At 70.6% G+C, this 4,533-nt stretch carries 3 protein-coding genes and 1 pseudogene; 3 read left to right on the top strand and 1 reads right to left on the bottom strand.

The genetic code is table 11. The features are described 5' to 3' along the window. Window positions 1-273: pseudogene (locus tag AB0B33_RS46755) on the top strand (Crp/Fnr family transcriptional regulator); the annotation flags it as partial. After that, window positions 270-1,280, top strand: a complete 1,011-nt coding sequence (locus AB0B33_RS46750; RefSeq protein ID WP_360784666.1) for a polyprenyl synthetase family protein — start codon at window positions 270-272, stop codon at window positions 1,278-1,280. The pseudogene AB0B33_RS46755 and the gene AB0B33_RS46750, both read left to right, overlap by 4 nt. A gap of 679 nt (window positions 1,281-1,959) precedes the next feature. On the opposite strand, the gene AB0B33_RS46745 is transcribed toward AB0B33_RS46750, so the two are convergent. Beyond that, entirely contained in the window at window positions 1,960-3,087 is a 1,128-nt protein-coding gene (locus AB0B33_RS46745; protein ID WP_360784663.1) for a CapA family protein, read from the bottom strand. A 369-nt stretch (window positions 3,088-3,456) separates the two neighbouring features. On the opposite strand from AB0B33_RS46745, the gene AB0B33_RS46740 reads away from it, so the two are divergent. Next, complete coding sequence (locus tag AB0B33_RS46740; RefSeq protein WP_247013836.1) at window positions 3,457-4,431, top strand: substrate-binding domain-containing protein; 975 nt, start codon at window positions 3,457-3,459, stop codon at window positions 4,429-4,431. Window positions 4,432-4,533 lie beyond the last annotated feature (102 nt).

The following is a 4,533-nucleotide window of genomic DNA, read 5'->3' as shown; positions in this document are numbered from 1 at the left end:
GGCGTGCCGATCCTGCCCTGCGACAAAATTCCCGTCACCGACACCGGAACCACCTCGATCCTCGCCATGCGCACCGGCGAAGACGACGCCGGAGTCATCGGGTTACGCCCCCAAGAACTCCCCGACGAATACCAGCCCGGCATCAACGTCCGGCTCATGGGAACCAGCGACCGCGCGGTCACCTCATACCTCGTGTCCGCCTATCATTCCGCGGCCGTGCTGGTGCCGGACGCGCTGGGAGTACTGGACGACGTGGAGGTCGGGCGCGCATGACGACCATGGACGCACGCACCGCGGCACGTTCGCTCCCGGACGTGCTCGCGTGGAGCAAGAGCCTCGTCGACCCGGCGCTGCGCACCGCCGCGGAACGCCTGCCGGACATGATGCGGCGGATCGCCGGCTACCACTTCGGCTGGTGGGACGCCCAGGGCGAACCGTCGACCGCGGACGGCGGCAAGGCGCTGCGGCCCGCGCTGGTCCTGCTGTGCGCGGAGGCCGCGGGCGGCGACCCGGTGGACGCGGTGCCCGCGGCCGTCGCGGTCGAGCTGGTGCACAACTTTTCGTTGCTGCACGACGACGTCATGGACGGCGACACCACCCGCCGCCACCGCGCGACAGCGTGGACGGTGTTCGGCACCGGCGCCGCGGTGCTCGCCGGGGACGCGTTGCTGAGCCTGGCGTTCGAGGAGCTGACCCCCGACGGCGCGAAAGTGGTGTCCCAGGGCGTGCTCGAACTGCTGGAAGGCCAAGCCGCCGACCTGGACTTCGAGCAGCGCGACGACGTGACGCCGCCGGAGTGCGTCCGGATGGCGACGGGCAAGACGGCGGCCCTGATCGGCGCGGCCTGCGAGCTCGGCGCCATGCACGGCAACCGCCCGCCGGCCCGGTTCGGCGAGTTCGGCCGGTCGGTGGGCTTGGCGTTCCAGCACGTCGACGACCTGCTCGGCATCTGGGGCGACCCCGCCGAGACGGGCAAATCGGTGTACTCGGACCTGCAGAGCCGCAAGAAGTCCCTCCCGGTGGTGACGGCGCTGTCGTCGGGCACCGAGGCGGGCGCGGAGCTGGCGACGCTCTACGAGGGCACGGACCCGCTGGACGAGGCGGAGCTTTCCCGCGCGGCCGCGTTGGTGGATCTCGCGGGCGGCCGCCAGTGGAGCCAGGCCCAGGCGTCGGCGCTGGTGGCGAAGGGACTGCGCGAACTGGCGTCGGTCAACCCGGTCCCGCGCCCGGCGGCGGAACTGGCCGCACTGGCCCGGCTGATCACGACCCGCACGCACTGAGGCGGGGACGGCTCGCGCGCGGGGCAGGCGCGCGTTCGGGGAAACACGTGCGGTCGGCGCGGCCGCACGTGTGAGCCTGAAGAGACGGCCGGCTCGCCCGCGGGCAGGCGGGCGAGCGGCATCCGTGGCCGGCGGGACACCCCGCCGGCCACACGCGTGATCGGCGCGGCCGCGCGGCCGGGCCACGCGAGTGATCGGCAGCCGCCCGCAATCGCCCGCCGGGCCACACGAGTGATCAGCAGCCGCCCGCAATCGCCGCCGAGCCACGCGCGTGATCGGCAGCCGCGCGCAAATCGCCCGCCAGGCCACACGAGTGATCGGCAGCCGCCCGCAATCGCCCGCCGGACCACACGAGTGATCAGCAGCCGCCCGCAATCGCCCGCCGGACCACACGAGTGATCAGCAGCCGCCCGCAAATCGCCGCCGGGCACGCGCGTGATCAGCGCGCCCGCACGCGGCCGACAGAGCAGCCCGGATTGCCTCGGGCGCGAGTTCGGCAGTCAGCCCCCCACAGCCGGCGGTGCAAACCCAGCCAAGCCAAGCCCGAACTCGCGACCGCCTGCCCACGCACGCGTGATCGGCACGACCGCGCGAGGCCGGCGGACCAGCCCCGGCCGCGAGTCCGGCGCGCCAGCCCAAGCCCAGCCGGCGGTGCGAACCGACCCGGCTCAGGGCCGCTCTACTTGCCCGGGCGAGTCAGGCCGTCCTTGTCCGCGCCCAGGCTCAAGATGTTCTTGTCCGTGTCCCCCAAAGCCTTCGTGACCGGCCCGGACTTCTCCGAAGTCGACAAGTCGACCAGCCTGATCGGCGCGTCCAGCTTGATCAACGTGGGCACGTACTCCGCCTTGTCGACCTTCCACCGCTCGCCGTCCCGCACGAAGCGGAACCGCGCCGCCGCGCCTTCCTCCGTGTCGCCGCGGGGTTCCGAGTGGCGGGCGACGCTGTTGCCCAGCCCGTAGGCCACCCACTTGCCGCCGAGCTTCTCGAACGGCTGGACCACGTGGGCGTGGTGGCCGATGATCAGGTCGACGTCGTCCGACGCCAGGATCTTCTTCGCCTGCGAGCGCTGCTCCGCCGTCGGCTCGTGCTGGTACTCCACGCCCCAGTGCAGGCTCGCGATGACGACCTGCGCCCCCGCCTCGCGGGCCTTGCGGGCCGCCGACAGGACGTCGTCGACGTCGATCTGGTTGGCCAGCCACGGTTTGCCGGCCGGGACCTTGATGCCGTTGAACCCGAAGGCGTACGACACCTGCGCCACCTTGACGCCGTGGACGTCCATGACCAGCGGTTTCGCCGCTTCCGCCGCCGACCGGGCCGAGCCCGTGTGCTTGATGCCGACGGCGTCGAGCTTGTCCAGCGTGCGCGAGACGCCGGCCGCGCCCTGGTCGATCGTGTGGTTGGACGACGTCGAGCACGTGTCGTAACCGGTGTCCTTGAGCGCGTCCGCGATCTCCGGCGGCGCACTGAACGACGGGTACCCGCTGTACGGCCCGCCTTCCGGCGCGAGCGGCGTCTCGAGGTGGCAGATCCCGAGGTCGGCACCGGAGATCAGCGGCTTGACCCCGGCCAGCAGCGGGCGGTAGTCGATCTTGCCGCCGCCGTCGGCCTCGGCCTGCTCGGTCAGCGCCGGGTGGATCAGGACGTCGCCGGTCGCGACGACGCTGAACGACCCGTCGGGGGCCGCCGCCGAAGACGAGGCCGTCTCCGGGAACGGGGTCGGCGCCGGGCCGGACTGCTGCGGCGTGCCGCTGCACCCGGCCACCAGGACGGCGACCCCGGCGAGCGCGGCGACGCGGTGCTTCGTCATCGGTCCCCCTCCTGACGTGGTCCGGCCATCCTGCCAGCCGGGCGAACCCGGCAGAGAGGGCATCCCGGTCATCCAAAACTCCCACCACAGTCGACAACACCGATCAGAACATTCGCACAGGACAAAACTGGACAACGCGCAGCCCAGCGGGGAAAAAATACGATAAATGACCCTGACGTGTGCCACGATGCAACTACTGAGAGTAGGTCTCGCTCCGCTAACTGCGGCTTGACGCTCCACGAACGGGTGTTTTGTAATACCAGTCACTCGGAAGTAACCGAGCCGCAACACTCGTCCCCGGTCCCATGGGAGCACTCGATGTCCACATACCCGCACAGGTCTCGCACCTGGAGCGTTGTTGGTTGTTGTTTGATTTCCGGCGTCCTGATGGCCTCGTGCTCCTCCGGCAAAGACACGGCGGCACCGCAACAGCAGGCTCCGGCCACCGGCAAGATCACGCTGTACTACCTGCAGAAGCAGGGTGACCAGCAGTACTTCGTCGAGCAGGCGCAGGGGGCCCAGGAGAAGGCCAAGGAGCTCGGCGTCGAGCTCAAGGTGGTCAACCTCGGCCAGGACGCCAACAAGGCGATCACCGAACTCGACGCCGCGGTCGCCCAAGGCGCCAACGGCGTCGCCATCGTCGTCCCGGACCAGGCCATCGGCCCGCAGGTGATCGACAAGGCGAAGAGCGCGGGCATCCCGATCATCGCCTCCGACGACGTCATCAAGGACGGCACCGGCGCGAAGGCCGCGTTCGTCGGCTTCAACGGCAGCCAGATGGGCGACTCGGTCGGCACCGAGGCCGGGAAGCTGTTCAAGGCCGCCGGCTGGACCGCCGCCGACACCAAGATCATCAGTGCCTACAAGCAGGACCTGAGCGTCTGCACCGACCGCGTCAACGCCGCCAAGGCCGCGTTCGGCAAGTCGGGCGACCCGGGCGTCCAGGTGATCGACGTCGGCACCGACAACTCCCCCGTCGACGCGCAGAACCGCTCCGGCGCGGTGATCGGGTCCAACCCGGGCGTCAAGCACTGGGTCGTCTGGGGCTGCAACGACGAGAACGAGACCGGCGTCGTGACCGCGCTGGCCAACTCGGGCGTGCAGGCGGGCAACATCATCGGCGTCGGGCTCGGCGCGTACCTCACCTGCAAGGACTGGGCCGCGGGCAAGGACACCGGCAACAAGTCCGCGCTCTACATCTCCGGCGCCGAGGTCGGCCGCTCGGCGATCCAGGTGCTCGTCGACAAGGTGAAGAACGGCAAGGAGCTGCCCGCGGAGACGATCGCGAAGACCACGATCGTCAACAAGGACAACTACAAGCAGGCCGGCGTCAACTGCACCTGACCGACCCCTCCCCGACCCGGCACTTTCACGTGAAAGTGCACGCGCACCCGGCGCCGTCGGGCCCCGGCGGCCTGCCGCAGAACCTGCCGCTGCTGCTCGCCC

This window comes from Amycolatopsis sp. NPDC049159 (assembly GCF_040648295.1).
In the GTDB taxonomy this organism is placed as follows: Bacteria; Actinomycetota; Actinomycetes; order Mycobacteriales; family Pseudonocardiaceae; genus Amycolatopsis; species Amycolatopsis pretoriensis_A.
The sequence above is the reverse complement of the archived record's forward strand: the minus strand, read 5'-3'. Positions and strand labels throughout refer to the sequence as shown.